This is a genomic window from Streptomyces altiplanensis, from assembly GCF_053591575.1.
In genome coordinates this window covers 62,698-85,132 of sequence record NZ_JBSFUB010000007.1, presented here as the reverse complement: position 1 = coordinate 85,132, position 22,435 = coordinate 62,698, and the positions used below count along the sequence as shown (strand labels likewise).

Below are 22,435 nucleotides of genomic sequence, written 5' to 3'. Positions count from 1 at the left end.
CCTCTCGGGCGCCGCGCGGGGCTGCGGCGGGGTCGTCCGTTGGGGCGCTCGGGTGCGGGGCGGTGATGACGCTGCGTTCGGGTCTGGTCCTGGCGGCGAGGGTGGCGCCGCTGGAGATCAGGCAGTCATGCAGCGCCCGCTGACGCCCCTGCCCACGCACAACGAAGAACCCTGGTCCGGATTCTCCGGACCAGGGGTTCTGTGAACCTGACCTGGGCAGTTACGTGAACTACCCCCACGGTGTTCGGTGTGCGTCGTGGACTCAGCCTTCAGCAAGGTGGTTGGCGAGGTGCAGAGCGTCGATGGCCACGGCCAGCGCGGAGTGCAGACCGATGGCCTCCCGCAGCGTGGGGTGGACGACAGCGCCCCAGTCCCCGTGAAGGCTCGGCCAGGTGGCAAGGATGACGTCCGACGAGGCCAGGCCGAGGCGCGCGGTGACGTCCATCCCGCCAGCAGGGGCGGGTGTCCAGTGCATCAGAGCGGAGCCCGGGTGAAGAAGGGTGCGGTCTTGGCCGGACACCCAGGTCGTGGGGATCGGCTCGGTGGCGCACCGTGGTACGGAGCGGATGAGAGCACCACGTACGCCTGGCGGCATGGGACGTTGGGCCAGATCACTGAGGAGCAAGGGCGGGCGAGGAGAGACTCTCGTGCCCGCCGCGAGCTGCGGGTGTGACCGGCGGTTCACACGTCGGCCCAGTCGAGCTGAGCGCGGACCTCAGGCGGCAGGACGCCTTCCTGGCCGTTCTCGGCGAGATAGGCGGCGCCGTTCGAGCCGCTGATCTCAACGACGCGACCGATACGGTGGGCCTGCGGCCAGTCCGGGTTGATGGCGAAGTACGCGGGGAGATCCGGGTCGACTGCCTGGAGCTGGTGGATCAACTGACGAACGGTGATCTCGTGAGACAAGAGAGACTCCTGAGTTGGTGAGGCCGAGGGGCCGGCGTAGGTCAGACGCAGGCGCAGTGGCGGCTGGGGAAGGCGATGAGCGCAGCGAGGAATCCGGCCACGGCCTGGGCCGGAACGTTCGACCTGAAGGTCTGGGTCCACGCCACCTCGCCGTCGGTGTCCTTGACCTGGATGTGCCACAGCGCGCCGTGCGCGGCCTCCCTGGTCTCAGGGAGGAAGCCGACGTACACGCGCTGATCGGGGCTGGTGGAGTGGACGTTGGCGTAGGGGTCGGAGATGACCTCCCAGCCCTGCGCTTTGAGGAGCTCGACGACCGGGCCTGCGCAGTGGCAGTCGAGCAGCCACTCGCGGTCGCCGGGCGCGGCGTCAGGAAGGGCTGCGGGGACATAGAACGGGGTGGTCGCGGTGAGCGTCACGAACAACAAACCCTTCGTTGACCTGTGGTTTTTCGAAGCGGTCGTACGTTGACATGGTCGAAGCGCAGGTCTCCACTCCTTCGCCCGGGTGGGGCGTCTGCCGTGGGCGAACTGGTAGTTGGGGCGCCCGCTGCTGTCCACGTGGGGAATGAACCGGTCGCCCCGGGAGCTGTCCGGGGCGACCGATGACAGGAGGAGAGCGCTGTGCTGGACGGGGAACTGCGTACGTACGGCGAGACCGTCGACGACGTCGTGGCGGCGTCACTCGGGCGATCCCGCATGGCGGACGGCAGACGCATCGAGCTGAGCGTCGAGGAGCTTGCGCAGGCGGTGCGCGCCGCCGGCAACGAGTTCCTGCGGGAGCGCGGTGGCGCTGGCCCGAGCTAACGGCGGTTCGCGCGATCGACCGCGTTCGTGCGGCCGGGCGTCACGGCTCGGCCGGCGTCTTGGGTGCGGCATCTGGTCTTGCCAGGCCATCGGTGTCCGCAGTGGTTGAGGGTTCACCGTTCATCAGCGTGCTGCCGCGACCCGCCGATGATGGGTGGCGCGGGCCGGCAGGACGGCACTGGGGCGTCCCGTGAGTGCGGACGCCGCCGACGCGCCGCCCACGAGGCGACCTCCGTGAGAGCGAGCGCGAGCGGCGGCGGCACGCCGGACGTCCAGTGGCGTCGGGACCGGAAGCGGCACCGGACGTATTCGGGCGGCGCCGCGGTTTCGCTTGGGGACCTCGGTCTCGTAGCGGAGCACGGGGGCGGGGTCGGCCAGGCGGGCGGTGGTCGCCGCGATCAGTTCTACGGGGACGTTGGAGGTGAACGTGGCGTACCAGCGTGAGCTGTAGCCGTCGTGGCCACCCCAGAGCAGCCAGCGGTCCTGGTCGCCGCGGAGTTCGGCGTGTCGATCCAGGGCCCCGCCCCTGTAGGTGAGGCCGGCGAGTTCGTCGGGCGCGGTGAACAGGGTGGTGAGCTGCCAGCTCCCTCGCTTCCATCCGGCTTCTTCCAGGGGCCGAAAGCCTTCCTCGGCCGGTCGCCGCAGACCGGTCAAGGTGGCGTCCGGATCCTTGGCGTAACTGGTGGCGAGGGAGGAGGTGAAGGCGGTCACCAACTCCGTCGGCGTGTTGGAGTCGAAGGTGGCCAGCCAGTCGGGCGGCCCGAACGGGTCGCTGTGGGCGGCGACCTTCCACAAGGTGTTGTCCGTGCCCTCCGGTAGGAATCCGAGCCGGACGTGCTGGTCGGGGGAGGAGACGTAGACGTTCGCCAGCTCGTCGCTCTGCGCCATGAAGCCGTGGTCGAGGAGTGGTTGCATCGCCGGGTCGCCGATGGTGGTGGAGCCGGCGAGGTACAGCGGGGTTACGTGGACGTCGCCGTCGAGCGGTTGGGAGGGCATGCGGGATCTCCGGGTGTGAGCGGCGAGCCGTCAGCGCTGACGGCGTGAACGACCGTGCGCGGCAGCTGATGCGGGTGAGGTTGCGGCCTCCGCCCCGGGCGCGGGTGCGTGGACGGCGTACGGCCGACGGGCCAGGGCCGCCTGGGCCCGGGGCACGGCGGCCACCGGCTCGGCGAGACGCACATGCACCAGGTCGCGGTGGCGTTCGGGGATGTCGCCGGCGAAACGCGGCACAGCGTCCAGGCTGGTGAGAGCGGTGGCGGCAGCGGTGCGCAGGTGCTGTGGGGTACTACTGCTGAAGAAGGCCCTCCAGGTCGGCACGTGAACGGGATCGACGCCGCCGGACAGTCGCCACATGGACTTCTCCGGGGTCAGCAGTTCGGTGTACTCGTCGAGCCACCCGCTGCGCGTGCGCAGGGCCGCGCGGCTGTCGGGCGAGACGATCCAATACGGCCCACTTCCATGAACCGGCTCCCAGTTGCTCTCGCGCAGCACGTCCTCCTGGCCGAGGCCGGTGTAGTGCTTGCCATCGCTGAAGTAGTCCCGGAAGTGGTTGGGCAGGCTGTCGACGAGCGTCTTGGTGAAGGCGACGACGATCTCGCGGGGCGTGTTGCGGTCGAAGGTGGTGATCCAGTCCGGAACGCCGAGCGGGTCCTCGGAGTAGGTGATCGTCCAACCGCCATAGGCGCTCTCCACGGGGTTGGCGATACGGACTCGCTGACACGGGCTGGCGTAGTACGCGTCCGTACCGAAGGCGACGGTCTTCGTCCAGCCGACGGCGTTGTCGAGGACGCTGAAGACGGGCTTCCTCGTCCCGGGACCTGCGAGGTGGACTGGCGCGACGAGGGCCTCGGTACCCGGGGCGAGATCGCCGAGGTCGAGAGGCGGCATGGGGAAGTGCCTCCGGGCGGTGGCGGATGAGGGGCTGGGCGTCATGAGCGGCGGCGTGCTCGCGGCGGAGCCGCGGAAGGCGCGGGGTCCGGCGAACCTGCGTGTGCCGGACCGGCGCTCCCGTGCGGGGATCGGGAACGGGCCGCCTGGGCGCGGCGACCGTGCATAGGCGACGTCCCGGTGGATGCCTCGCGTTCGCGCTCCAGCCGGTGAGCCGCGGTGCGGTACGCGGCCTGGTCCTGCCGCTCGCCGACCGCGAGGAGGTAGATCTCCCGGCGGTGCTGCGAGGTCGCCGGGGCGTCTCGGTACTGGACGACCATGCGCCAGCGGGTCTCCGGATCGACGTAGATCTTGTGGCAGCCCGCGAGCTCGCGGGTCAGCGCCGCTCCGCGTTCGTTGCCGTGGACCAGGTGCTGCAGCTCCAGCAGGGCCAGGTCGCGGATGCTCTCAGGAACGGAGCGCAGATCGGCCAGGGCTTCGGGGTGCGCCGCGAAGGCGTACCGCGCCCGGCTCACCGCGCACCCCGGTGAGAGCGCGGTACGGAAGGAGACACGGGGCGAGGAGCCGCGACGGGCGCCGGGGGGACGGCGATGCCGGCGGTTCCGGCGAGCGGGGAGCGGGTGCGGGCAGCCTGGGCCCTGTGGACGACGGTGGCCTCCGGGGCTGGCGCCAGTGGGAGAGGAGTGCTGCGGTCCATGGCCCAGTCGTCCGCCGCCTCGGCGTTGGCGAAGGCTCCTTCGCGCACCGTGTAGGAGCGGAAGTCCTTGGCTGTCTCTTCGAGGAAGAGCCGGTAAGGGGCGTGCGCCGAGTCCGGGTGGCTGTCGTGGACGAGGGTGCGCACCTCGGCGCCGAAGTCGAACGAGCCCGAGGTCTCGGTGTGGTGGTCGATGACCTCGTACCGGCCGTCGGGATTGGTCCGGAGCAGGTCCTCCAGCCGCGAGGTGAGCGCATCGGCGGGGCGTGGCCCGTGGTTGCGGCTCGGAGCGGTGGCCTCCGGCGGGCAGCCCCGGCGGATGAGCCAGTTCTGGGCGAGCGGGACGGTGGGGGCCCGCTCGTACTCGAAGTCGAAGGTCCGCTGCTCCACGTCTCGGGTGAGGTGGAACGCGACGTACTCCGCTGTGCCGGGTACATCCCAGATGGCCGCCCGGTCGTGGAACAGCAGGTAGCTGTCGCGTCCGTCGTCGCTGTGGTGCTCGGCGAGGGGTACGAACATGTCGTCCGAGAGCGTGACCGAGAAGAAGTCCTCCTCGATCCGCTCGGTGGCTGCTTCGAAGCCGTCGATCCGGTAGTCCGGAGCTTGGGGCTCGTGTGTGGCGGTCATGTCAGGCTCCCGCGGGCTCGGGCGAAGCCAGGAGCCGGTGGTTGGGGCGGGTCGGACTGGTGGTGCACGCCCCGAGTGGACCGTCGGGAACGCGGAGTTGGAGAAGAGTGGGGTCGAGGTGGTCGCGGTGCCATGTCGAGGGGCCGGTGAGGCCGGCCTCGGTGTCGGTGAGCTGTTGCCAGGCCAGCCACAGGGCATGGAGGCGGGCCACGGCCTCGGGGTGCTCCTGCCACTGGTGGCACCACGGCCGGCCGGTGGTGATCTCCCGCCCGTAGACCGGCAGCAGCAGGTCGTGCACCCAACTCGTCAGCGCCGCAAGTTCCTCGACGTATGCCTTGCCGTCGAGGGCCAGGATGAAGATGGACGCCGGGCGCTCCTGTGAGTCGCCCGGCTCGGCCGCCGACGTCGCGGCGACCGAGCCCTCGCCATCACCGCGCTCGGCTCCGTCGCCCTCATCGTTCGAGGGCGGGGCGTCGTCGGTGAGCAAGGCGAGCGCCTCGCCCTGCTTACGGCTCTCCGCGACCAGCCTCGCGACCGTGGCGACCAGGTCGTCCAGATCGTGGTCCGCCACGCGAATCGGCTCGCTCTCCTGAGCGGGTTCGGCCATCGCTACCCCTTCGCAAGATCGGGTGGTTGGGGTGGCGAGGATCCGAAGAAAACCGGGTTTGGCCAGGCCGGGAATCCGGTGTAGTAACCGCCGGTCACCACGAGCCGTGATGGCCGCAGACCACGACGGGAGGAGCGAGGATCTCCAGCGCGCGAGCGGCCTGCTGCGGCACGACTCCGTTGCCCAGAGCGGATAGTTGAGCTGGGCGTCCCAGCCCCGGAGTGGCCGTCACCCAGCCGCGTTCAAGCCCTTGCATCCACTCGACGAACAGCGGGCTGAGGCGCCCCGCCTCGTCCGTGGGCAGGGGCGCCGGGCGCGTTGCCCTCTCCCATCGGGCGATGGCGGCGGCGTACGGTCCCCACGCCCTTCGTCCGTCGGCGTCTGAGCCGTGAACATGGGGAGAACTACCGCTGAGAGCGGGGGCCGGAAGCTCGCGCCCGGTCGGCGTCCCGGAGTGCCGGTGTCGCTTGCCCGTGGGGTCGGCAGCAGTCGGGCAGCCGCCGAGGGCAGTGTCAGGTCCCCGTTCCCGTGACGCTGGTTGGGCGATCCCTTGGCTCCGTCCGACGCCTTCGGTGTCGGCAGCAGCCACTCGACCTCGTCCGCCAGATTGGGGCCGTGGCCGCCCTGTTTCCTCTTCGTCGGGTGCTGACTCCCTCCGTTCGTCGCCAGGTTGCTCGTCGGCGTCTTCAGCAACGGCGGCCCGCCAGGTGGGCCAGGCGGCGAGGAAGATCCGCTCGCGGCGGTGCGGGGCTCCGACTTCAGAGGCGCGAAGCACGCACCAGCGCGCATCGAACCCGAGGTCGGCCAGGGATCCGAGTACGGCACCGAGTGCGCGCACAGCAGGCTGGCCTGCGGTGTCTCCCAGACACCACGGGCAGGGTTCCACGTCGCCAGGGGAACCGGCGGGGGAGGTGAGGAGTCCTCGGACATTCTCGATGACCACCAGGCACGGGTTGAGGGCTTCGATGGCACGGACGATGTGCAACCACAGACCGGACCGGGTGCCATCAGCCAGTCCGGCGCGGCGGCCGGCGACCGAGACGTCTTTGACAGGGGAACCCGGCCGTCAGGACGCACACCTCCGGGACATCGGCCCAGTTCACGGCCGTGATGTCGCCGAGATTGGGCACGGCCGGCCAGTGTCGGGACAGGATCCGGGCTGGGCCTGGATCGACCTCGGCATGCCAGGCGATTGTCCCGCCGAGGACGGCCTGGACGCCGAGATCCAGGCCGCCGTACCCGGAACACAGGCTCCCGATCGACGGCCCTGGCACCGCTGCCTGAAGGTCAGCGCGCATGGCGGGACACCGGCATGTAGGCGAGACGGATCGGCTCGGTCGCGGGCAGCTCGGCCGGGACGCGGTAGATCGAGTTCGCTGGGCGTGCCGAGCGGCTCAGTGCCGCGAGGACACGAGGCGGGGTGCCGTCGATCCGGTCGGCAGCGTGCCGCAGAGCGACGAAGGCTTCCTGCAGTGAGTCCACGGTGAGGTCCAGCCGGTCCTGCGCGACGTCGAACGCGGCCTGGCGGGCGTCGCGGAGGTCAGCCGAGGCTGGGGCTTCCGCGTACCTGCGCAGGAATCCGAGCTGCTCGAAGGCTTCGGTGTAGTTGGTCACGGCGCGTCCCGCCGTAGCTGACGCGCTGGTGTACGCGGCGATGACCGGACCGAAGTCGAGGCCCGGGTCATTGTCGGTGACGCGGAAGAGGACCTCGTCGGACAGATCCTTCACCAGCCCCGTCAGCGCGGCGAGGTGGTGGGACGCGGTGACGAGGTCAGGCAGGGAGTTCGTCGTGTACGACCCGACAATCTCGTGGCGGGCCTCCTCGAACTCCCGGGCCACTGCGTACAGTTCGTCCTTCTCCAGGCCGGCGCGGCCGGTGTGGTCGGTCATGACGGACTCCGAAGGCTGTGGCGGGAGGGAAGCGCGGCGCCGGAGGCCGCGACCGGCGCCGCGGGGGCCGCCGCATCCGCGAAGCGGCTGCGCGCACGGGCGGCGTCGATACGGGCGGCAGGAGGCGGCGCACCGGGCCGGATTGCCTGCCGCCGCGGCTCGGGTTCGGCTTCGCGCGCGAGGCGCAGTCGGCGGCGCACGTCGTCCAGCGGGCCGAGCGCGTGCAGGGCGTAGCCGATGAGCTGCCCGGGCGCGAGCGCGTCGCGGTTGGCCAGGGCGCCGACCTGCCGGGCCGCGAGGGCGGCCGTGCGGACGAGGGAGGCGTGGACGACCTGCTCGCCGAAGTGCTCGGCGGCCCCGCCCACGAGCGGATCGCAGATCCGCATCACACGCTCGGTGTCGAGCGTCCCGTCCGCGAGGGTGCCGCGACGCTGGGTCTCCCACAGCACGGTCAGCTGGTCGATGGGTTCGCCGCGATGGTGCAGGGCCCCCAGCGCGCGGTAGAGCTGCTGATGGCCCGGGTCGGCGAAGTCGCCGGGGCGGAGCCATCGCACCAGGCCGAGCAGCTGCTCGGGGCGGGCGGCGAGGCAGCCGAGGAGGAACTCCTCGTCGGCGAGGACCTGCTCGCCCACCGGCTGCGGCGCTCGGCGAGGGGTGCGTACGGGGTGGGCGGCTGCACGGGACGTGCCTCGGTGCCCCAGCCGCGCGCCAGGTCGGCGAGTACGTCGGTCAGGACCTGGGCGTGGTGCAGCGTCTCCTCCACCGTGCCAGCCCGGCCGTCGGCGAGCGCGGCCTGGTGGAGGCGGGCGGCGCGCTGGGCCACGCTGCGGTGGATGGCCCCCTCCAGGACCATCCGCCCGTACACCGGGGCGTGGTCGGGGCGCGGGCACGCCGACGCGAGGGAGTGCAGATACGAGGCGGTGAGCCCGCGGGTCCGTGTGCTCGCCTCCCGCAGCGTGTCTGTCACCCAGGCCAGCGGGACGGGGAAGCCGGCGGTTGTGGCTGCCGCCGGGTGACCATCGGTCTTGAGCTGGAGCATCGCGGCGTAGATCGCCGTGTGCACGGGACGGGAGAAGTGTTCCGGGCGCAGCCAGGGCGAGAGCCTGTCGAGTTGGCCGGGCTCCAGGAAGATCGCGCCCAGCACGGCCTGCTCGGCGTGGACGAGCGGGGTCACGGCCGTGCCTTGCGCGGGGGCTTGCCCTGGGCTCGGATCTCCGCGACCGCGTGGTCGGCCGCGGCTAGGTCGGCGGCGAAGCGGTCCAGTTCACTGGTGAACGCGGGGTCCGAGGCGAGCAGGGAGCCGGCCGGGGACACGAGCCACCAGTCGGCGCCGCGCCGTACGACGGGTGTGCCGGCGAGGCGCTCGGACCGGCGGATCGAAGCCCAGGACGGGGCGGGGTGGGACATGGGAGTACCTCAAGGGGATGGGGGCGAAGGCCCAGGGACGCGACGGTTGGGGGCGTGCACCGTTGCGTCTCGCCAGCCGGGCACCTGGCATCACCGGGGTCATGCGGCCGGACCGAAGTCGTCTCGGCGCAGGTTCTTGGCCAGCGCGCGCTCGGTGATCGCCGCGGTCGCCGTGGCGGACGCGGCGCCGAGCCGGTCGGCGTCCGGCTCCCGGTACCAGGGCTTGAGGTCGAGGAGCGCGGGGCGGATGCCGGTGGCCAGCAGTAGGGCGGAACCCTTGCGCAGGGCGCGGATCGCGTCCGCCGGCAGCACGCGCTCCTGGCGCATGGAGACCGATGTGGACTTGCCCGACTCGCTGGTGGAGACCGAGACCGTACGGACGTCGTGATCGCCCACCAGGCGGCTGAGTTTGTCCGCGAAGTCGGCGTCGTCGATGCCCGAGCCGACGAGTTTGATCGTCGCGGCGGACCACAGGGCGTCCATCCCTGCCTCGCCCCAGACCCGGACGCCCTGGCGGTAGGACTGCAGGATCGTGATCGGGATGACGCCGCGGGAGCCGAGGTGCGAGTACAGGTCCGGCAGGTCGGCGATCTTGCACACGTTGGCGGCCTCGTCGAGGATCGCGAGCAGCGGGGCGTCGAGCCGCCCGCCGTCGCGCTCGGCCTGGATGACGGCCGCGCGCATGACCGCGTCGGCAGCGGCGGCGATGATCGCCGAGGCAGAGCCGCCGCCGTCCTTCGACAGCAGGAACAGGGTGTCCGTGCTGGTGGCGAACGCTTCCGGCTTGAACTCGCGGATCTTGCCGAGGCCGCTGGGCGGGGTGACCCAGGAGGCGATGGCCGGGTCGAGCAGGCAGCTCGCGTACTGTCGCGCGGTCTCGAAGATGCCGTCGCGGGTCTCGACGGCGCCGGCCACGGTGCCCTGGAGCTGGGCGGCGACTGCGTCGAGTCCGGCGTCCTGGAGCAGGTCGATGGGGGTGCGGTCGGCCGGTGAGGCGAGCCAGGCCAGGACGTCGGTGATCGGGCGCCGGTCGCGGGCGGCGGCGAGGAACAGCGCGGTGAGCGTGTTCGCGGCGGCGGTGGACCAGAAGTCGCCCGCGTTCGATTCGTCCACGGAGGCGGTCACGAAGTGCCCGGCCAGACGGCGGGCTCCGGCGAGATCGCGGGCGTCGGCGAGGATGTCCCACCACATCGTCTGTGGCGCGTGGGCGATCTGCTGCGGATCAAGCGTCCATACCGTGCCGGCTTCGGCGCGGGCCGCGAGCGTGGCGGTGTAGGCGTCGCGGGCCGCCTTGTTGGAGGTCAGCAGCACCGGTCCGGGCGCGCGCAGGATTGCCGGGATCGCCAGGCCGGAGGTCTTTCCGGACCGGGGTGCCATGATCGCCAGGATCACGTCCTCCCACGAGGAGCGGACCTCGCGCGCGCCGGGCGTGAGCGTGCCGAGCAGGACGCCGCGGTCGTCGGGGACGACGTCCTTGGGCTTGGTGCCCTTGAGGCTTGGACGGAGATCGATCGCCTTGGCCGCGATCTTCTTGGGCATCAGGTCGGCCAGGTCACGCTGGTCGGCCAGCCCCTTGGGGTTGCGGCGCAACCGCAGCCACACCTTCGCGCCGAGCAGCGTGGCGGCCAGGAGGACGAGTGCGGGCAGGACGTAGCAGGCTCCGACGAGGACCGGCTGCGGAAGGTGCGGCCAGACTTCATGGGGGTGGAGCAGCGCGTCGGTCGGCTCGTACGGAGCCCAGGGGCCGGACCTGGTGAGGGTGTTGGCGCTGTTGCCGAACAACCAGGCCAACGACCCGGCCCCCATGCCGAGACCGGCGACAGACAGCATCAGGTACAGCAGGAAGTCGGTGCCGGTGGTGGTCGAGGGTGTGCTGGTGCGTGCAGGAGACAAGGCGCGGTCCCGTTACGTGGTGCGAGAGGGGCGATGGGCTGGGGTCGGCGGGTTCTTCTGGTGATCACAGGGGCTCCTAGGCCGTTTCGTTCGGATCATCTGATCGTTGGTCTGGGTGTGCCGTTGACTGACGCGCAGTGGGCGCGGATCGAGCCGTTGCTTCCCGACCGGTCGCCGAAGCGGGGTGGTCGGTGGCGGGACCACCGAGAGGTGATCGATGCGATCGCCTGGAAGTTCCAGGCCGGATCGCAGTGGGTCCATCTGCCCGAGCAGTACGGGAACTGGAAGGGTGTCTACAACCGGCTTCGCATGTGGGCCGTCAATGGCACCTGGGAGCGGGTGTTCACCGCTCTGGTGGCCCAGGCGGACGCCGATGAGGATCTGAACTGGGTTGTTTCGGTGGACTCCACGATCGTGCGTGCCCACCAGCACGCGGCCGGGGCCCGCAAAAAGGGGCCCCGGCCGGCGAGCCGCACGACCATGCCATCGGCCGGTCCCGCGGCGGACTGACCACGAAGATTCACCTCGCGGCGGACGCCCGCTGCCGGCCACTCGCTTTCGTTCTCACCGCCGGACAGTCCGGTGACGCGCCCGCCTTCACCCAGGTGATGGCACGCTTGCGCGTTCCACGCCGCCGCGGACGGCCCCGCACCAGACCGGATGTAGTCCTGGCCGACAAGGCGTACTCCTCACGCGCCATCCGCGAGCACTTGCGCAAGCGCGGAATCCGGGCAGTGATCCCCGTTCCGGCAGACCAGCGGGGTCACCGACTACGTCGAGGCAGCCGGGGCGGCAGACCACCGGCCTTCGACCGCGAGGCATACAAGCAACGCAACACCGTCGAACGATGCATCAACCGCTTGAAGCAGTGGCGCGGCATCGCGACCCGCTACGAGAAGACCGCGACCATCTACCTGGCAGGACTGCACATCGCGGCCATCTTCCTCTGGTCCGCCCGATGATCCAAACGAATCGGCCTAGCGGCTGCGGTGGGCGGAGGTGGAGGGAGCCGCAGGCGCGGCCGGGGCTGAGGCGTCCGGGCGTGCCGGTGGCGCGACCGGGCCGGCGGTCGGCGAGGACGACGTGGCCGCGCCGCTGATCCGCTGTAGCCGGACCTCTTCGCGTACGGCGGCGACGGCTTCCTCGGAGACCAGGTCCTCGGCGACGTTCGCGTCGAAGCCTCGTGCGCGCAGGAGGCACGCGGCGCGCGTGGCGCGCCGATTCTGTTCCTCCTCGGACAGTCCCTCGGGCAGCTGGTGCCAGGCGTAGTGCGGCGGAACGGTCTGCTTCACGAAGCCGCACGCGACAAGCACCTCGTGGGCGCGCGGGTCACCGCAGTCGGCGATCACCTCGTTGCTGAACGGCTTGCGGTAGATCTCGGCGTCGGTTCCGTACTCGTCGTGCAGGAAGGACACGCAACGGCCTCTCTGATGAAGGGGATTGGTCAGCGCGTTCGGTTCGGCCTGGACGCGGGCGGTGGAGCGGCAGCGGACGCCTCGGGCGTGACGGCGGGTGTTCCGGTGCGCTGGGTGGCCTGGGTGGTCGCGTAGTAGTTGGCGACCCGTGCCTGCCAGCTCGGCTTCGCCGGCCGATTGAGTGAGCGCAGCTGGTCGGTGGCGTCGTGCAGGTCTTCGCCGAGGGCGGTGAGCGTCGCGGCGGCTTCCGCGAAGTCGTACGACAGATCCCAACCGGCATCGGTCTCGGATGCCTTGGCCTGCTCGGCGGCGGCCTCGAAGAACTCACTGAGGCGGACGAGCACACCATCGTGGGGGTCCAGGACGTGCTCCGCGAGATCAGCGGCAGTCTCGTACGCCTTGGTGCCGTTGAGTTCGTCGGTCAGCCGCAGGATCTGGTGGCCGTGGACGTGTTTGCCCTGGGGGTCGGAGGGCGTGGTGAGGGGGCCCACGTGCAGATCGGGACCGAGGTCGACGCGGTAGCCGACGGCGGTGAGCATGCGGGCCGCGTGGCTAGCCATCTGGTTCTCGTGGGCTTCGCCCATGTCCCAGGGCAGGCGATACCAGAAGGACCGGGGCGTCGTCTCGATGACGAAGCCCGCGCGCTTGAGGAGTGTGGTGGCGAGTTCGTCTCCGCCTTCGGCGGTGACATTGCCGGTCGGATGGCGTGTGATGACGACGTCGGGCGGGGTGGGCATCGCAGGGGGTCCGTTCAGAAGTGGGGGTTCTCGGTCGGCCGGTCGCTCGCGGAGGCGGCGTCCAGCAGCTCGGGCAGGTCCGCGGGGTCGGCATCGCGCTGATCGAGCCACCAGCCGGCGCGGGTCAGCGGCCGTACGGCGTTCTCGATGGCCTCCCACTCCGCTTCGCTCGTGGTTCCCTCGACGACGAGCGCGGTGTACGCGGAGGAGACCAGCTGGTGGCGACAGCGGGTCGCCCAGGCGACCGCGCGGTCGGTGCCGTCCAGCGGAGGCATGCGGTACTGCTCGGACCACGCCTCGGCCTCGGCCTGCTCGGTCACCCTCTGCTTCGCGAGCCACTCGGCCGTGGCCTCGGTGTCCTCCTGGCGGGAGGCTCGCCAGCAGTCGGCGCAGTCCCGGCCGCCGAGCCAGCGGGCGTATCCGGCACGGCGGTCGGCCGGACGGTCGGAGAGATCGGCCTCGGCGGTGTGACCGCAGGCGTGGTCGATGGTCCAGAACTTCTTCACGGCCATGAGCCGGACTCCTTGAACGTCGGAAAGGGCGGATCAGCGCGTACGAATCGGGGCGGTCGGCGTGGCCTGGAGGCGCGGCACCGGCTCGTCCTGCGGCTTCGGGGCGTTGGCCGGGCGGTTGGGGGACGACGCCATGGCGGCGCGCGCTCGCGCGGTGTGCGTGACCCGGAGCCACTCCTGCCGCTCGGGCAGCGGCACCTCGGCCAGGGGCGGGGCGTTCTCGGGGGTCACGTCGGGCATGACGGCCAGTTCGAGCTGGGCGCCGACGAGTTGGTCGCCGAGGAAGGCGACGTGATGGGCGATGTTGCGCAGATGAAGGCCCAGCTCGTGACCGTTCGGAGTGTCGAGCCGCTCACACCAGGCGGCGGCCGTGTCAATGAACTCCTCCAGGTCGAGCACGACGCCGTGGTGTTCGTCGAGGATCTCGCCCAGGACCTCGGAGACGTCCGCCGCGCGACGCAGCTCGTGCAGTTCGCCGGTCAGCGCAGTCAGGGACTGGCCGGGCCGTGTCGCCCGCGCCGGGACACCATCCGGAGTCGGGACCGGCGGCGGGATCATGATCCTGGGATCGGCTGCGACGGACAGACCGGCGTCCTGGAATTCGCGGGTCGCCCTGGCCACGGTCCGTACCGCCATGTTGTGGGGAGTGTTGTCCGCCAGGAGGTAGACGTCGAGGTACTCGCTGTAGCGGAAGTGGTGCTTGCGCAGGACCTCGTCGAGGAACGGTCGGGCGTCCGCGACGGCGGCGGCCACCCCGTAGTCGGGGTGCATTCCGAACGCGACGTCCGGTTCGAGTTGCAGAGTCATCGCGCGGGCTCCTTGGTAGGGGCGGTCTAGCGGGTGCGGACCGGCTGCGGGGCGGAGGGGGCGGGGCGGTACTCGACTGCGGCGGCGGGCCGCGCCAGCGGCGCACCCGCGCGGGCCGGGGAGACGGCGGTGGCGGCCTGGGAGCGGCGCTGCTGGGCCGAGGGCGTCACCGTTGAGGCGGAAGGTTTCTCCAGTCGCTCCAGGAGGCCCCGGCCCGTGCCGAGCCGGGTATGGGGCTGGAGGTCGTACGCGACATCGGCTTTGACCCTGTACTGCGCGGCCCGCAGGGACTGGACCGCCTGCGCCCCGCGCCGTACTGGGTCACGCTGCGGATCGGTCAGCCCGTACAGAGTGCTGCCGGGCAGCCGCTCGAAGCCGACGAGCCGCAGGATGTGCTCGGCGACGTGGTTGTCGTGCGACGTCGCCGCCACGACGCCGTACTGGTCGTGATGGCCGACGGTGATGTGCGGACGTGTTTCCGCCACGAAGATGCACCTCGCAGAGGTCGGGGCCGTGCGGAGGACGAGGATGCGGCCGAAAGGCGGATTTGGTGTGGCCGTGGATTCGCGCTAGTCAGCGTGAGCGCGGCGGCCTGCTGGAGTTGAAGAAGCGGGTAGCCGGCGGACCGGCGTTCTTCTCGATCGCCGCGGTGATCTGGCGAGCGGCGTGTGGTGACCAGGAAAGGGCAGCCTCGGCGCGTGTCGACCGGACCGGCTGCGCACGGAGCGGTCGGGTCGGTGGCGCGGGCGGCGCCTTGTCGGCGCGCGCGATGTCGACGAGGACGCCGGCGTTGTCCATCCAGGTCAGGGAGTAGTGCCAGCCCTCGGCGTTGCGCATGGCCACGGCGTCCGCGAACACCGCCTTCGAGCGAGGATGGTCGGGCAGGAGCGCCTCGGCGACCACTTGGAACTCGGCCTGCACCCGGGCGCCGCCGTCCAGTGCCTCGCGCAAGGCACGGAGCCGGTACGCCCAGCGCCCGGCCGCACGCTCCGCAGGATCAAGGAGAGGAAGCTCTTCCTCGGCGTGCGCGACCAGGGTGGGACCGTGCTCGAGGAAGGGAGCGAACTGCGCCCACATTTCCGCGTCCCGTACCTGTTGGCGCAGGCCGTACCGCTCGTCGAGCGGCCAGTGATCGGCATCGCACAGGCTGTCCGAGACCGCGTCCCATTCGGCCAGAACGCGCTGGCCGGCAGCCACCGACTTGGCGACTTGGCTGAGCCGGGTCTCGCGGACGGCCTCCTGGTACCGAGGCAGCAGGCGGGTTGTCACTCGGAAGGCCGCTCGCACCGGGTCGGTGCTCACGACGATGCCGTTAGGTGTCCTCGTGGTGGTGTCGAACCCGCTGCCTCGTGGCACGAACGCGGCGACCAGGAACTCGTGCTTGCGCAGGGGGCGGTCGGTGACCAGGAGCTCGATGCCAGAGTCACTGGTGAGTACGGCGCTTCGATGTGTGGTGAATTCGGAGAGGGCCCAGCTCACGTGGCCGTAATCCCATACCCGTTTGCTGAGCAGGAGCTGGCCTTCCTCTGCAACGTGTTCGTGGACGGCGGAAGTCCAGGAGCCGGGGAGTCGGCCCGACAGTTCCTCGGCGAACTCCGCAAGATCGGCCCGCGAGTCCGGCCGGCGCGGTGACGGGGTCGGAGGGTGCGCGGGCTCTGAACCACGGGGCGGCGCCGGGTTGGTGGGCATGGAACCGTCGAGCGAGGCGTCGTCGATGGCGACGTAGTGGCTGGCCACAGCGCTGTAGAGCTGCTGAAGCGTCGCCCGGACCTCGTCCGGACGGCTGTCGCCGAGGACATAGGCGAAGTCGGGATGCCCGGTGGAGAATCCGGCATCGAGCAGCAGCCGGTTCGCGGAGCCGAAGTCGTCGTGGATGGTGGCGGCGGTGAGGCCGTGCCGCGGGTGCTTGCCCAGCGTGATCCATGCCAGCTCAGCCATGGCGGGGCTCGCCCTCGTCGTGCGCGTCGGGGCGTCGGTCGGTCCCTCGCCATGTCGCGTCCACGGGATCACACGGGCTGGGGGTTGCGGAGGCATGGCCGTGTGCGGTGTGGGCGCGGGCGGCGTCGGCGTAGAGCTGGACGAGGCGGCGCAGGCCGCGACGGATCGTGCGCTTCAGGTGCATGGCGGGGCGACTTCCTGTGCGGAGGGCTTGATGTGACGACGGGCGAGGGGGAGCCGGAGCGGCGCGGGCCGGCTCCCCCGGGCGTGAACGGGAGCGGACGGCTCAGGTATGCATCCGGGCGTCCGTGTCGAACAGCTCGCGCTCGTGCGGGTGGAGCAGATGCTGAGTAATGAACGACCGGCCCGCGACCTTCCACAGGCCGCGCCCCTTGGTGAGGGCGGAGACGGCCTGGGTCTCCACGCCGGTGAGCCCCAGCAGGGCTGCGGCGGAGCCGAGTTGGTCGACTTCCTGGCGGTAGATGATCCGGGTGGAGCAGTCGGTGAGCAGCCCCTCGGCGAGGGCACGCCCCCGGGAGCCGGCGTCGCCCGCGGTGAGCAGATCGCTGAGGCGGTGGATGACCATCATGTTGGCGATGCCGAGGCCCCGGCTGAGCTTCCACTGGCTCTGCATGCGTTCCAGCAGGGCGACGTGCCGCATCACGCGCCATGCCTCGTCGTAGATCACCCAGCGCCGTCCGCCGGTGGGGTCGGCGAGCGCGGACTCCATCCACGCGGAGGCACAGGTCATCGCGAGGACGAGTGCGGTGTCGTCGCCGGTGCCTCCGAGGCGGGACAGGTCGATGGAGAGCATCGGCGCGGCCGGGTCGAAGGCCACGGTGCTCGGCGCGTCGAACATGCCGGCCAGGTCGCCATGGACGAGGCGCCGCAGTGCGTGGGCCAGGTCCTCGGCCGCCCGTCCGAGGCGTCCGGACAGGTCACCGAGTGCGGCGTTGAGCCGCTCGGGCGCGCCGAGCACGTACGCGACGTCGCCGAGCAGCGGGGTGGTGCCGACGGCCCCGGCGTGGGTGACTGCCTGGTCGAGTGCCACGTCGAGGGCGGTGTGCTCCATCGGGTGCAGGTCACGCCGCAGAACGGTCTTCGCGAGCGAGCCGAGGAGCAGCAGGCGCCGCTTGCGGACCTCGCCGGCCCAGTCCTCCTCGCTGACGCCGTACGGCCTAGCCGGGGCGTCGAGCGGATTCAGCCGGCCGGGAAGGCCGGGGCCGAGGGCGATGGTCTGCCCGCCCAGCGACTGGGCGACCACGGTCCATTCGCCCTTGGGGTCGCACGGCACGTAGATGCGGTAGCCGAAGGCGACGGCGCGCACGGCGAGGGACTTGGCCAGGGCGGACTTGCCCATGCCGATGATCCCGGCGAGCAGGATGTTCGGGTTCGTGAATCCGTCGAGCCGCCCGTACAGCGCGAACGGGTCGTAGGTGAAGGCGGCCTCCGCGTGCACGTCGCGGCCCACATAGATGCCCTGGGCGCCCAGACCGCCCTCGGCGAGGAAGGGGTAGGCGCCGGACGCGGTGGCGGTGGTCATCCGGTGGGCGGGGAGCTTGAGCCGGCCGCCGCGGGCGGAGGCGGGACCCGGTCGGCCGGCGGCCGGGTAGGTGGCGCGCAGCTCGGGATCGATGCCGGTCGCGGTGCGGCGGGCTTCTGGCCGGGCGGCGTGACGGGCCTTGTCGCGGGCGGCAGCGAACTGGTCGCGAGCGGCGCGGGCCGTGCGACGGTTGGTCTTGCGGGGGACGAACAGCGGACTGGCGCTGGCGCGGGTGGTTCGGGTGGGCATGGCGGTGGTGCTCCGGTGGTCAGTGGTGGATCAGGCCGGTGAACGGGCCGCGCAGGTCGGCCGGGGTGTGGTCACGGCGGACGCGGGCGGCGGTGGCCAGGTGGCGCTGGCACACGGTGAGGTCGGGTGTGCCCTCGGGAAGGCGGGCCCGGCACGCCTCCTGCGGGGGGAGGCGGCCGGTGACTCGCTGCGGGGCCGCGTGATAGGCGGCGTGGAGGTGCTCGGCTGCCTGCCACAGCCGGACACGGCAGGCCCTCAGGTGATCGCCCTCGACGCCGGCCACCGGGGCGGTCCGCGCGGTGTGCGCATCCAGCAGCCCGTACAGGGCGACCAGATGGGCGTGCAGGGAGTCCAGTTCGGTGCGGCTGGCGGCGACCGGGGCGACGGGCATGTTGATGGCCCGGTGGAAGTCGAGCGCGGCGGTGGCGAACGGGACGAAGTCCGAAGCCAGTTCGGGCAGGGGCTCGGTCGGCATGGGGTGCCCTTCGGTAGAGCGCGGTCGGTGGTGCTGGGCCGTGCTACGGGCGAGCGAGCGGCAGAGCGGCGTTGGTGAAGGCTTCGGCCTGCTGCCAGGTCAGCAGGCGCAGGTCGATGAGGGCGGCGACGGCCGCGGTCTCGACGGCGGCGCAGGCGGCGTTGAGCTCCTCGCGGGTGTCCGCGCTCACGGTGAGCAGGCCGGTGAGGGCGACGTCGGCGTGTCCGGCGATGAGCTGGCGCTCGCGCTGCTTGATGTCGGCGTACTCGACCGAGTCCTCCTCGGAGTCGACCTGGCCCTTGCGGGCACGCTCGGCGGCGTCCGCGATCACGGTGGCCTTCTTGCGCTGTACGTCCTTCAGGGCGGCGTCCAGCTCCTTGGGCTCGTAAGTCAGCGAGAGGGTGCGGCGCACGCCGGTGGTGAACAGGAGCTGGTGGAGGAAGCCGGGGCTGGTCTCGATGCGCGGCCAGTTCTCGATCCAGAACGTGGCGTGGTGGGCCGAGTCGGTCTGGATACGGTCGGCCTTCTCGACCAGGACGACCGGTCCGGCGGCAGCGGGGTCGGCCTGCGGACGGCCCGAGTCGGACCACCGGTCGAGGCCAGCCGACGCCTTGGGGTCGTACGCGGTACGGATCACGGCGGCGATCTCGCGCGCGGGCAGCCAGCCATTCGGTGTGAGCCCGGAGGTACGGGCGGACTGGTCGAAGGTGGAGGCGAGCTGGGCCAGTACGGCGAAGGCTCCGGTGAGTCCGCCGCCGGCCTGGTTGATCAGACGGCGGGCGGCCTTGAGGTCGAGGGCGAGGGCGACGTACGCCTCGTGCGGGGCGGCGGCGGGGCCTGCGGCGGCCAGCAGGTCGCCGTAGATCGGACCGGCGAGCGGGGTCTGGGCGTTGCCGTGCTCCTGCCAGTAGCGGTTGAGCGCGTCGCCGGAGTCGGGGACCGTGCGCTCCAGCACCTGGACACGGGCGATGTGCCCGCTGCGCGAGAGCGCGGCCAGCGTGCGGCCCCAGCCGGAGACGTTGCCCGCCTGCGCGGCCGGGTCGAGCAGGGCGAAGGCGCGGGAGGAGACCTTCACCACGGCCGTGAGGGTGCCGTGGTGCGGATCGTGCACCGCACCGAGGCGGCCGTCCGATGAGGACACCACCCGCAGGGACGCGGCCGTGCCGGGCAGGTAGAGCAGACCCTCTCGCCGTGGCCGGGTGGACGGCCGGGCGAGCCAGACCAGCTGCCCCCGGAAGCGGCGCAGCGCGTATCGGATCGCGATCGGCGCCCAGTCGGCGAGCGCCCGTCCGCGGTGGCGGATGAAGACCGCCGCGAGGAGGACGGCCCACAGCGGTACGAGCTTGAGCGCCCCGGTCACATCGGAGGTGAGCAGCACCCCGAGCAGGAGCAGACCGCAGACCGCGACGACGATCAGCTGAGGGGCCGACAGACCGAGCAGCACGCCACGGCGCGAGCGGTGAGGGAACTTGACGGTGGCCGGACCGTCGGGGTGAGAAGCGTCAGAGAGCATGGCGAAGCCGTCCTTGGAGCATGAGGAGAAAGAAGAAGAGGAAGACGGGGTGGGCCGGGCGGGCCTCGGCCCACCCCGTCAGCTCCGGGCTACGAGCCCGAGCGGTCCGCTGGCCCGGGATAGATCCACCGCTGCGGGGTGGCGCCACCCTGCGGAGGAGGACCGCTGCGCCGCAGTGCCGGCGGGTCCAGGTGCGTGACCTGCGGCGCCGAGACCGAGGCGCCCTGTGGCGTGGGCCCGGAGACCGTCGGCGCCGAGTCGGACGCCTCGCTTCCACCGGGGCGCTGGATGAGCGGGACTCCGCGGTCGCCGTCCGTGGGAGGACGGCGGATCAGCGCCCGGCCCTTGTCGCCGGTCGCACTCGGATCCGCACCGAAGCGGAAGTGGGTCTGCTTCGGCTTGGCCTCACCACCGGATCCACCCGTTGGGTCGATCCCGGAGGCGACGCCACCGGAGCCCTGGCCCGGCACCTTCGCCGGCCCCTGCGGAGCCCGCATTCCCGTGCCGGCCTGGACCGCGAGCTGCCCCGCGGTCTTCGCCGCACCCGCTGCGACCGCCATGCCGGCGACACCGGTGCGGTGCACATCGTCGTGGCCGCCGCCGTCGGCAGCCCAGTGCACGAACTTGTACGTGGCGTAGGGGCAGAGCAGCACCAGGACCATCACGACGATGCCCGCGATCGCGTCCGACAGGGCGCTGAGCCCGTCGCTCGCGTCGGTCTTGCCCATGGCGGAGACGCCCAGCAGGAACACGATGGTCATCAGGAGCTTGGAGACGATCAGGGTGCTGGTCGCCTCGATCCAGCCGCGCCGCCAGCGCCGCGCGACCTCCCAGCCGCCGCCGGCCCCGGCGAACACGGCCAGGGTGACCAGGACCAGGATGCCGACCTTACGGGCGACCATCACCGCCCAGTAGAGGAAGGCGCCCACCGCGCAACCGAGTGCGACGAGGGCAGGGACGCCCCAGCCCAGGCCGTACATCGCCCCCAGCTCGTTGACCTTGATGATGCGGCGTACCGCCTCGTCCACGGAACTGTTGGCCGCCTGGAACAGGCCGGCGCTGAGCGCGTCGACCACGGTAATCGCGACGGTGGTGCAGGCGATGGCGGCGAAGGCGAACAGGACGCCGGCCACGGTTCCGTACACGGCCTGAGCGAGGGCTCGTTCGTCCCGGCGCCAGGCGGCGCGGGTGAGTTGCAGGCAGAACGTGCCGACGGTGAGGATGAGGCCGATGGGCAGGATCAGCTCGTAGTTGCTCCTGAACCATTCGGCGTTGAGATCGATGGCGGTGGTCTTGTCGACGGCCTTCGAGGCCAGGTCCGCCGCGGCCTGGGCCATCTCGCCCATCGACTTGGCGATCCAGGCGCCGATGCCGTCGGTGACAGCTTCACCGGTCGCGCCGACGACACCGCCGACGGTGTCGCAGACCGTACTCATCAGAGGAAGGTCGCAAGCCCCCATGAGGGCACCTCCTTACACAGGTTGAGGGCGATCACGGCGCGACGTTCGGCAGGACGCCGACGAGGGCGCAGTCGCGGTCCGGTCGGCACTGGACGGCGAGGGTCGTCGAGCGGGACTCGGCTCCGGCACCGGAGCCCTTCCAGGCGATGGACTGCTTGCCGGTGACCGTGACGGCGTAGACGTACGCCTCGGTGATCGCGCCGGGGTCCTGGGCCAGGGCGGTCTTGAACGCCTGCGGGAAGTGGCCCTCGCCGATCGTGGCGTCGGCGTGCTGCCCGTTGTCGTGCATCCGCGACCACAGCACCGGGCTGGGCACCTGGTCCGAGACCGACTTCCAGTCCGCGTACTTCTTCTCGCTGGTCATCCACTGCTTGAGACCGGCCAGGTGCTCGGCCTGCGAGAACGACCGGGTGTCGTACGTCCACAGAACCTTGGTGGCGGCCTTGGCGAACTCGATCGGATCCGTCGTCCTGGGCGGCGCGGCCACCGCCACCCCGGCGTGCGTGGTGGCGGCAGGGGAAGGCGACGTCGAAGAGGACGCCGGCGAGGGAGTGGCCTTCGGCGCGGCCGGGCTCTCCGCACGGGTGACGTACGCGACCAGACCGGCGACGGCCAGCAGGACAGCGAGGACGATGCCGCCGATCGAGGCGCGGCGCAGAACCGAGGACGGGGCTCCGTGCCTCCGCTCCCTGGCGGAAGGGAAACGATTCTTCGACATCAGTGAACCTGCGTCCCCATCGCCGAGAAGAACGCGACGACGCCGTTGGCCGCGCCGAGCAGCAGAGCGCAGCCGGCGGCGACGACCGTGCCCTTCTTGCCGTTGGCCTCGGCCTGGTGGCCTCCGCTGTGGTGACCCCAGGCCCAGACGATGGCGGAGATCGCGAGAGCGCCGACCGTGGCGATGATGCCGAACAGGTTGATGCTGCCCATGACCTTCTTCAGGACGTCGAGACCAGGCAGGCCGCCCTCGCTCGGCGTGACGCCAGGGTTGTACGCCAGCATCTGGGCGTGCTGAATGAGCTTCATTGGAACTCCAGTACGAATATGGGCGCGCGAAGGCCCGGAAGGGGAG

The 22,435-nt window shown here is 71.3% G+C and carries 30 protein-coding genes; 2 read left to right on the top strand and 28 right to left on the bottom strand.

Annotation, left to right across the window (positions count from 1 at the left end; all coding sequences use genetic code 11):
- Positions 1–262 precede the first annotated feature (262 nt).
- The 3 genes from ACWD0Y_RS05165 to ACWD0Y_RS05155 form a co-directional block, all read right to left on the bottom strand.
- Positions 263–445, bottom strand: coding sequence for a hypothetical protein (locus ACWD0Y_RS05165; protein ID WP_355108808.1), 183 nt, complete (start codon positions 443–445; stop codon positions 263–265).
- A 236-nt stretch (positions 446–681) separates the two neighbouring features.
- Positions 682–906, bottom strand: coding sequence for a hypothetical protein (locus ACWD0Y_RS05160; RefSeq protein WP_111333751.1), 225 nt, complete (start codon positions 904–906; stop codon positions 682–684).
- Positions 907–947: 41 nt separating this feature from the next.
- On the bottom strand, positions 948–1,322 hold the full coding sequence (locus tag ACWD0Y_RS05155; protein ID WP_450259099.1) for a DUF317 domain-containing protein: 375 nt from the start codon (positions 1,320–1,322) through the stop codon (positions 948–950).
- Positions 1,323–1,526: 204 nt separating this feature from the next.
- On the opposite strand from ACWD0Y_RS05155, the gene ACWD0Y_RS05150 reads away from it, so the two are divergent.
- The gene (locus ACWD0Y_RS05150; protein WP_450259098.1) at positions 1,527–1,709 is read left to right on the top strand and encodes a hypothetical protein; all 183 of its coding nucleotides are present in this window, start codon (positions 1,527–1,529) and stop codon (positions 1,707–1,709) included.
- Positions 1,710–1,832: 123 nt separating this feature from the next.
- Here ACWD0Y_RS05150 and ACWD0Y_RS05145 read toward each other — a convergent pair whose 3' ends face one another.
- The 12 genes from ACWD0Y_RS05145 to ACWD0Y_RS05090 all read right to left on the bottom strand — a co-directional run bounded on the left by ACWD0Y_RS05145 (position 1,833) and on the right by ACWD0Y_RS05090 (position 10,714).
- Positions 1,833–2,705 carry a DUF317 domain-containing protein gene (locus ACWD0Y_RS05145; protein WP_450259097.1) on the bottom strand — a complete coding sequence of 291 codons (873 nt, stop codon included), beginning with the start codon at positions 2,703–2,705 and terminating at the stop codon, positions 1,833–1,835.
- A gap of 30 nt (positions 2,706–2,735) precedes the next feature.
- Complete coding sequence (locus ACWD0Y_RS05140) at positions 2,736–3,596, bottom strand: DUF317 domain-containing protein (protein WP_450259096.1); 861 nt, start codon at positions 3,594–3,596, stop codon at positions 2,736–2,738.
- Between the two features lie 41 nt (positions 3,597–3,637).
- Positions 3,638–4,111, bottom strand: coding sequence for a type II toxin-antitoxin system RelE family toxin (locus ACWD0Y_RS05135; protein ID WP_450259095.1), 474 nt, complete (start codon positions 4,109–4,111; stop codon positions 3,638–3,640).
- The gene (locus tag ACWD0Y_RS05130; RefSeq protein WP_450259094.1) at positions 4,108–4,917 is read right to left on the bottom strand and encodes a hypothetical protein; all 810 of its coding nucleotides are present in this window, start codon (positions 4,915–4,917) and stop codon (positions 4,108–4,110) included. The genes ACWD0Y_RS05135 and ACWD0Y_RS05130 overlap by 4 nt, the downstream gene beginning before the upstream one ends.
- Before the next feature lies 1 nt (position 4,918).
- Positions 4,919–5,524, bottom strand: a complete 606-nt coding sequence (locus tag ACWD0Y_RS05125) for a DUF4913 domain-containing protein (RefSeq protein WP_450259093.1) — start codon at positions 5,522–5,524, stop codon at positions 4,919–4,921.
- 94 nt (positions 5,525–5,618) lie between these two features.
- Positions 5,619–6,539: a DNA cytosine methyltransferase gene (locus ACWD0Y_RS05120; RefSeq protein WP_450259164.1), complete on the bottom strand. Its 921-nt coding sequence runs from the start codon at positions 6,537–6,539 to the stop codon at positions 5,619–5,621.
- Entirely contained in the window at positions 6,532–6,822 is a 291-nt protein-coding gene (locus tag ACWD0Y_RS05115; RefSeq protein WP_450259092.1) for a DNA cytosine methyltransferase, read from the bottom strand. The genes ACWD0Y_RS05120 and ACWD0Y_RS05115 overlap by 8 nt, the downstream gene beginning before the upstream one ends.
- A complete protein-coding gene (locus ACWD0Y_RS05110) occupies positions 6,812–7,414 on the bottom strand; it encodes a hypothetical protein (RefSeq protein WP_450259091.1) in 603 nt (200 codons plus the stop codon). The genes ACWD0Y_RS05115 and ACWD0Y_RS05110 overlap by 11 nt, the downstream gene beginning before the upstream one ends.
- A complete protein-coding gene (locus ACWD0Y_RS05105) occupies positions 7,411–7,971 on the bottom strand; it encodes a DnaB-like helicase N-terminal domain-containing protein (RefSeq protein ID WP_450259163.1) in 561 nt (186 codons plus the stop codon). The genes ACWD0Y_RS05110 and ACWD0Y_RS05105 overlap by 4 nt, the downstream gene beginning before the upstream one ends.
- Positions 7,866–8,588 (bottom strand): DnaB-like helicase N-terminal domain-containing protein, encoded by a 723-nt coding sequence (locus ACWD0Y_RS05100; RefSeq protein WP_450259090.1) that lies wholly within the window; start codon positions 8,586–8,588, stop codon positions 7,866–7,868. The genes ACWD0Y_RS05105 and ACWD0Y_RS05100 overlap by 106 nt, the downstream gene beginning before the upstream one ends.
- Complete coding sequence (locus ACWD0Y_RS05095; RefSeq protein WP_450259089.1) at positions 8,585–8,821, bottom strand: hypothetical protein; 237 nt, start codon at positions 8,819–8,821, stop codon at positions 8,585–8,587. Before ACWD0Y_RS05095 ends, ACWD0Y_RS05100 begins: the two co-directional genes overlap by 4 nt.
- Before the next feature lie 99 nt (positions 8,822–8,920).
- Complete coding sequence (locus ACWD0Y_RS05090; protein ID WP_450259088.1) at positions 8,921–10,714, bottom strand: type IV secretory system conjugative DNA transfer family protein; 1,794 nt, start codon at positions 10,712–10,714, stop codon at positions 8,921–8,923.
- 102 nt (positions 10,715–10,816) lie between these two features.
- Here ACWD0Y_RS05090 and ACWD0Y_RS05085 point away from each other — a divergent pair.
- Positions 10,817–11,676 (top strand): IS5 family transposase gene (locus ACWD0Y_RS05085; protein WP_450259162.1). Its coding sequence is split into 2 segments (ribosomal slippage): positions 10,817–11,171 and positions 11,171–11,676, totalling 861 coding nucleotides; the frame shifts between segments, so codons are not numbered across the junction.
- A 15-nt stretch (positions 11,677–11,691) separates the two neighbouring features.
- Here the strand turns inward: ACWD0Y_RS05085 and ACWD0Y_RS05080 are convergent.
- The 13 genes from ACWD0Y_RS05080 to ACWD0Y_RS05020 all read right to left on the bottom strand — a co-directional run bounded on the left by ACWD0Y_RS05080 (position 11,692) and on the right by ACWD0Y_RS05020 (position 22,389).
- Positions 11,692–12,129 carry a hypothetical protein gene (locus ACWD0Y_RS05080; protein WP_450259087.1) on the bottom strand — a complete coding sequence of 146 codons (438 nt, stop codon included), beginning with the start codon at positions 12,127–12,129 and terminating at the stop codon, positions 11,692–11,694.
- Between the two features lie 29 nt (positions 12,130–12,158).
- Positions 12,159–12,866, bottom strand: a complete 708-nt coding sequence (locus ACWD0Y_RS05075; protein WP_450259086.1) for a hypothetical protein — start codon at positions 12,864–12,866, stop codon at positions 12,159–12,161.
- Positions 12,867–12,880: 14 nt separating this feature from the next.
- Positions 12,881–13,378, bottom strand: coding sequence for a hypothetical protein (locus tag ACWD0Y_RS05070; RefSeq protein WP_450259085.1), 498 nt, complete (start codon positions 13,376–13,378; stop codon positions 12,881–12,883).
- Between the two features lie 33 nt (positions 13,379–13,411).
- A complete protein-coding gene (locus ACWD0Y_RS05065) occupies positions 13,412–14,185 on the bottom strand; it encodes a hypothetical protein (RefSeq protein WP_450259084.1) in 774 nt (257 codons plus the stop codon).
- A gap of 26 nt (positions 14,186–14,211) precedes the next feature.
- Positions 14,212–14,670 (bottom strand): hypothetical protein, encoded by a 459-nt coding sequence (locus tag ACWD0Y_RS05060; protein ID WP_450259083.1) that lies wholly within the window; start codon positions 14,668–14,670, stop codon positions 14,212–14,214.
- A gap of 88 nt (positions 14,671–14,758) precedes the next feature.
- Complete coding sequence (locus ACWD0Y_RS05055) at positions 14,759–16,123, bottom strand: hypothetical protein (protein ID WP_450259082.1); 1,365 nt, start codon at positions 16,121–16,123, stop codon at positions 14,759–14,761.
- Positions 16,116–16,307, bottom strand: a complete 192-nt coding sequence (locus tag ACWD0Y_RS05050) for a hypothetical protein (RefSeq protein WP_450259081.1) — start codon at positions 16,305–16,307, stop codon at positions 16,116–16,118. The genes ACWD0Y_RS05055 and ACWD0Y_RS05050 overlap by 8 nt, the downstream gene beginning before the upstream one ends.
- Before the next feature lie 102 nt (positions 16,308–16,409).
- Entirely contained in the window at positions 16,410–17,915 is a 1,506-nt protein-coding gene (locus ACWD0Y_RS05045) for an ATP-binding protein (protein ID WP_450259080.1), read from the bottom strand.
- Between the two features lie 19 nt (positions 17,916–17,934).
- Positions 17,935–18,390, bottom strand: a complete 456-nt coding sequence (locus ACWD0Y_RS05040; RefSeq protein WP_450259079.1) for a DUF6238 family protein — start codon at positions 18,388–18,390, stop codon at positions 17,935–17,937.
- A 43-nt stretch (positions 18,391–18,433) separates the two neighbouring features.
- Positions 18,434–19,903, bottom strand: a complete 1,470-nt coding sequence (locus ACWD0Y_RS05035) for an SCO6880 family protein (protein WP_450259078.1) — start codon at positions 19,901–19,903, stop codon at positions 18,434–18,436.
- Between the two features lie 89 nt (positions 19,904–19,992).
- Positions 19,993–21,363: an SCO6881 family protein gene (locus ACWD0Y_RS05030; protein WP_450259077.1), complete on the bottom strand. Its 1,371-nt coding sequence runs from the start codon at positions 21,361–21,363 to the stop codon at positions 19,993–19,995.
- 31 nt (positions 21,364–21,394) lie between these two features.
- On the bottom strand, positions 21,395–22,081 hold the full coding sequence (locus tag ACWD0Y_RS05025; RefSeq protein WP_450259076.1) for a hypothetical protein: 687 nt from the start codon (positions 22,079–22,081) through the stop codon (positions 21,395–21,397).
- Positions 22,081–22,389 (bottom strand): DUF6112 family protein, encoded by a 309-nt coding sequence (locus tag ACWD0Y_RS05020; protein WP_039649441.1) that lies wholly within the window; start codon positions 22,387–22,389, stop codon positions 22,081–22,083. Before ACWD0Y_RS05020 ends, ACWD0Y_RS05025 begins: the two co-directional genes overlap by 1 nt.
- Between the last annotated feature and the right edge of the window lie 46 nt (positions 22,390–22,435).

Excerpts from the sequence above, each read along its gene's own strand:
- ACWD0Y_RS05065 (WP_450259084.1), bottom strand. The coding sequence starts at position 14,185 with ATGACTCTGCAACTCGAACCGGACGTCGCGTTCGGAATGCACCCCGAC.
- ACWD0Y_RS05140 (WP_450259096.1), bottom strand. The coding sequence starts at position 3,596 with ATGCCGCCTCTCGACCTCGGCGATCTCGCCCCGGGTACCGAGGCCCTC.
- ACWD0Y_RS05165 (WP_355108808.1), bottom strand. The coding sequence starts at position 445 with ATGGACGTCACCGCGCGCCTCGGCCTGGCCTCGTCGGACGTCATCCTT.
- ACWD0Y_RS05030 (WP_450259077.1), bottom strand. The coding sequence starts at position 21,363 with ATGGGGGCTTGCGACCTTCCTCTGATGAGTACGGTCTGCGACACCGTC.
- ACWD0Y_RS05025 (WP_450259076.1), bottom strand. The coding sequence starts at position 22,081 with ATGTCGAAGAATCGTTTCCCTTCCGCCAGGGAGCGGAGGCACGGAGCC.
- ACWD0Y_RS05095 (WP_450259089.1), bottom strand. The coding sequence starts at position 8,821 with ATGTCCCACCCCGCCCCGTCCTGGGCTTCGATCCGCCGGTCCGAGCGC.
- ACWD0Y_RS05040 (WP_450259079.1), bottom strand. The coding sequence starts at position 18,390 with ATGCCGACCGAGCCCCTGCCCGAACTGGCTTCGGACTTCGTCCCGTTC.
- ACWD0Y_RS05145 (WP_450259097.1), bottom strand. The coding sequence starts at position 2,705 with ATGCCCTCCCAACCGCTCGACGGCGACGTCCACGTAACCCCGCTGTAC.
- ACWD0Y_RS05110 (WP_450259091.1), bottom strand. The coding sequence starts at position 7,414 with ATGACCGACCACACCGGCCGCGCCGGCCTGGAGAAGGACGAACTGTAC.
- ACWD0Y_RS05045 (WP_450259080.1), bottom strand. The coding sequence starts at position 17,915 with ATGCCCACCCGAACCACCCGCGCCAGCGCCAGTCCGCTGTTCGTCCCC.
- ACWD0Y_RS05020 (WP_039649441.1), bottom strand. The coding sequence starts at position 22,389 with ATGAAGCTCATTCAGCACGCCCAGATGCTGGCGTACAACCCTGGCGTC.
- ACWD0Y_RS05035 (WP_450259078.1), bottom strand. The coding sequence starts at position 19,903 with ATGCTCTCTGACGCTTCTCACCCCGACGGTCCGGCCACCGTCAAGTTC.
- ACWD0Y_RS05050 (WP_450259081.1), bottom strand. The coding sequence starts at position 16,307 with ATGCACCTGAAGCGCACGATCCGTCGCGGCCTGCGCCGCCTCGTCCAG.
- ACWD0Y_RS05070 (WP_450259085.1), bottom strand. The coding sequence starts at position 13,378 with ATGGCCGTGAAGAAGTTCTGGACCATCGACCACGCCTGCGGTCACACC.
- ACWD0Y_RS05075 (WP_450259086.1), bottom strand. The coding sequence starts at position 12,866 with ATGCCCACCCCGCCCGACGTCGTCATCACACGCCATCCGACCGGCAAT.
- ACWD0Y_RS05125 (WP_450259093.1), bottom strand. The coding sequence starts at position 5,524 with ATGGCCGAACCCGCTCAGGAGAGCGAGCCGATTCGCGTGGCGGACCAC.
- ACWD0Y_RS05055 (WP_450259082.1), bottom strand. The coding sequence starts at position 16,123 with ATGGCTGAGCTGGCATGGATCACGCTGGGCAAGCACCCGCGGCACGGC.
- ACWD0Y_RS05115 (WP_450259092.1), bottom strand. The coding sequence starts at position 6,822 with ATGCGCGCTGACCTTCAGGCAGCGGTGCCAGGGCCGTCGATCGGGAGC.
- ACWD0Y_RS05130 (WP_450259094.1), bottom strand. The coding sequence starts at position 4,917 with ATGACCGCCACACACGAGCCCCAAGCTCCGGACTACCGGATCGACGGC.